Origin of the sequence: Methylobacterium sp. B1 (assembly GCF_000333255.1) — a bacterium.
GTDB lineage: Bacteria > Pseudomonadota > Alphaproteobacteria > Rhizobiales > Beijerinckiaceae > Methylobacterium > Methylobacterium fujisawaense.
Map to the genome: position 1 here is coordinate 1 of NZ_BACT01000616.1, position 3,210 is coordinate 3,210.

Annotated in this window: 3 protein-coding genes; all 3 read left to right on the forward strand. The window is 70.9% G+C overall.

Translation table 11 applies throughout. The annotated features are described in order from the left end of the window. The first annotated feature begins 185 nt into the window (after nt 1–185). From I53_RS18350 to I53_RS18360, 3 genes are read left to right on the forward strand one after another with little or no spacing between them, the layout of a single operon-like run. Nucleotides 186–1,379: a fumarylacetoacetate hydrolase family protein gene (locus tag I53_RS18350; protein ID WP_043353261.1), complete on the forward strand. Its 1,194-nt coding sequence runs from the start codon at nt 186–188 to the stop codon at nt 1,377–1,379. 60 nt (nt 1,380–1,439) lie between these two features. Then, on the forward strand, nt 1,440–2,807 hold the full coding sequence (locus I53_RS18355; protein WP_251982362.1) for an FAD-binding oxidoreductase: 1,368 nt from the start codon (nt 1,440–1,442) through the stop codon (nt 2,805–2,807). Between the two features lie 10 nt (nt 2,808–2,817). Continuing rightward, nucleotides 2,818–3,099: a DUF167 family protein gene (locus tag I53_RS18360; RefSeq protein WP_043353263.1), complete on the forward strand. Its 282-nt coding sequence runs from the start codon at nt 2,818–2,820 to the stop codon at nt 3,097–3,099. Nucleotides 3,100–3,210 lie beyond the last annotated feature (111 nt).

Below are 3,210 nucleotides of genomic sequence, written 5' to 3' on the forward strand. Positions count from 1 at the left end.
AGGCGACGCGATCTGTACCCGTGACGAGGGCGCCGCGGTGAAACCAACCGTCGCGTCTCGGCGCGCCGGGGATGGTATGGGACCGCGATCCGGCCTCGCTGCCGGCAGGCCGATCCGGAATCGTGGCACCGAACCCCCGTCGCAGCGGGCTGCCCGGTTCCCGGACATCCGAGAGAGGTGAGCGCATGTCGTCATCGGGTCTGACTGCACGGGAGATCCTCCCCGCCGACGGATGCCGTGGCGGGCTCGTGGGCCGGGTCTGGCGTCCCGATGCGGCCGGGCCGAGCGTCGTGGCGATCCGCGCCGATTCCGTGGGTGAGGCCCGCGTCGTCGACATCACCGCGGCCTTCCCGACGGTCAGCGACCTGTGCGAGGCGCGCGACCCGGGAACGGCCCTGCGCGGCGCGGCGGGCGAGGATCTCGCAAGCCTGGACGCCATCTTGGCGAACACGCCGCCGGACGACCGCGACCCGGCCCGGCCCTGGCTCCTCGCACCGGTGGATCTGCAGGCGCTCAAGGCGGCCGGCGTGACCTTCGCCACCTCCATGCTGGAGCGGGTCATCGAGGAGCGCGCCCGGGGCGATCTCGCCGCCGCTGCGGCGATCCGTGCCGAGGTCGAGCGCTTGGTCGGCCACGACCTGCGTCGGCTGAAGCCCGGATCGCCCGAGGCCACGGCGCTCAAGGCGGTGCTGGTCGCGCAAGGGTCCTGGAGCCAGTATCTCGAGGTCGGCATCGGCCCCGATGCCGAGATCTTCACCAAGGCACAGCCGCTCTCGGCGGTGGGGTGCGGCGCGGATGCGGGCCTGCACCCGGATTCGCGCTGGAACAATCCCGAACCCGAAGTGGCCCTCGCCATCGCCTCCGACCAGCGAATCGTCGGCGCGACCCTCGCCAACGACGTGAATCTGCGCGACTTCGAAGGGCGATCGGCGCTGCTCCTCGGCAAAGCCAAGGACAACAACGCCTCCTGCGCCGTCGGCCCGTTCCTCCGCCTGTTCGACGACACGTTCGGTCTCGACGATGTCCGCCGGACCACGGTGACCCTCGAGGTCACCGGGACGGATGGCTTCCGGCTTGAGGGCACCTCGCCGCTCGCCGAGATCAGCCGCGATCCGGAGGAACTCGCGGAGGCGCTCATGGGGCGCACGCACAATTACCCGGATGGGGCCCTGCTCCTCCTCGGCACGATGTTCGCGCCGATCCAGGACCGGCACGGGCCCGGCCTCGGCTTCACCCATGCCGAGGGCGACCGCGTCGTGGTGGCGAGCCCGGAGCTCGGCAGCCTCGTCAACCGCATGCGCCCCTGCGACGCCTGCGAGCCCTGGACGTTCGGCGCCCGCGCACTGATGCGAAACCTCGCGGCGCGGAAGATTCTATGAGAGAGCGTCGCGCGGAGTGCCGCCCGACGCGGCGACCAGACCAAGCCTGAGATGATGCCGATGACCGACGCCGCCTTCCTCGACCGCCTCGCCGCGATCGTCGGACCGTCCGGCCTCGTCACGGGCGCGGAGCTCCGCGGGCGCTCGGCCAACTGGACGCGCCCGGCCGAGCCTTGCGCCGCTCTGGCACTCGTTCGACCCCGCAGCACGCAGGAGACCAGCGCGGTCATGGCAGTGTGCCACGAATCCGGCGTCGCCGTGGTGCCCCGCGGCGGAGCCACCGGCCTCGTCGACGGGACGCTCTGCCAGCCTGACGAGATCACGCTGTCGACGGAGCGGATGACCGGCATCGAGCCGGTGGATCCGCTGGGCATGACGGTGGTGGTCGGGACCGGCGCCACCATCGAGAGCGTGCAGGACGCGGCCTCGGCGGCCGGGCTGTTCTTTCCCCTGGACCTCGGCGCCCGCGGCTCGGCGACCATCGGCGGCGCGATCTCGACCAATGCCGGGGGCTTGCGCGTCCTGCGCTACGGCATGATGCGGGAGATGGTGCTCGGCCTGGAGGCCGTGCTCGCCGACGGCACGGTGGTGTCGTCCATGCGCCCCCTCATCAAGAACAACACCGGGCTCGACCTGAAGCAGCTGTTCCTCGGCACCGAAGGCACGCTGGGCATCGTCACGCGGGCCGTCTTGCGCCTGCGCCCCGAGCCGGCCGGCTACGCGACGGCACTCATCGCCTGCCCGGGGGTGGATGACGGCGCGCGGGTGCTGCGGGCAGCCCAAAGCGCCTTTCAGGGACGCGTGTCCTCCTTCGAGGGTCTGTGGCCGGCTTTCTACCGCCTGATGACGGCACCCGGACGGGCGACCCCGCCCCTCGGCCATGACTATCCGTTCTACGCGATCATCGAGATCGAGTGCGTCGCCGAGGAATCGGACCGTTTTCTGAGCCTCCTCGAAGGGCTGATGGGCGAAGGCACGATCCTCGACGCCGCCGTCGCCGCCTCGGAGGAGCAGCGCCGGGGCATGTGGCGCATCCGCGACCGCGTGGAGCATCTGAATGCCGACGGGATCGAACGCGCTTTCGACGTCAGCGTGCCGCTGTCGCGGATGGATGGCTACGTCCGCGGAGCGCTCGACCGGCTCGCGGCAATCCCGGGCTGCCGGGCCGTCGTCTATGGGCATATCGGCGACAACAACCTGCACTGGAACACGACCCGCCTCGACGTCGCCGGCAACGCCGCTATCGACGCGGCGATCTACGAGCCCCTCGCGGAGCTGAACGGCTCCGTCTCGGCAGAGCACGGGATCGGGCTTGAGAAGCGGAGCAAGCTGAAACTGTCGCGCTCGCCTGAGGAGATCGCCGTGATGCGGATGGTCAAGCGGGCGCTCGATCCGGACGGGCGGCTGAATCCGGGCAAGATCTTCTGAGCGATCGCCCGTGGCAACCCGGCTGGCTGTCCGCCTCACGCCGCGTGGCGGCCGCGACGTGGCGGAGGGCTGGGCACGGGACGAGAAGGGCCAGCTCTACCTGAAGGCGCGCGTCGCGGCGCCACCGGTGGAGGGTGCCGCCAACGAGGCCCTCGTGGCGATGATCGCCAAGGCGCTCAAGGTCGGACGCCGCTCGGTCCGCATCGTCGCCGGCGATCAGAGCCGGTTGAAGATCCTGGAGATCGACGGCGTCATCGAGGCGGATCTCGAACGGGTGTTCGGTCAGCCTTGAGAGGCTGCCGACCCGGCTTTTGCGCGGAGCGGGAACATCCAGACGGGCACGCTCGCCGATGGCTCGCTCCGCTGAGCGGCTTTGCCCTGGTCGCCAGGAGGGCCCGGATCG

Excerpts from the sequence above, each read along its gene's own strand:
- I53_RS18350 (WP_043353261.1), top strand. The coding sequence starts at position 186 with ATGTCGTCATCGGGTCTGACTGCACGGGAGATCCTCCCCGCCGACGGA.
- I53_RS18355 (WP_251982362.1), top strand. The coding sequence starts at position 1,440 with ATGACCGACGCCGCCTTCCTCGACCGCCTCGCCGCGATCGTCGGACCG.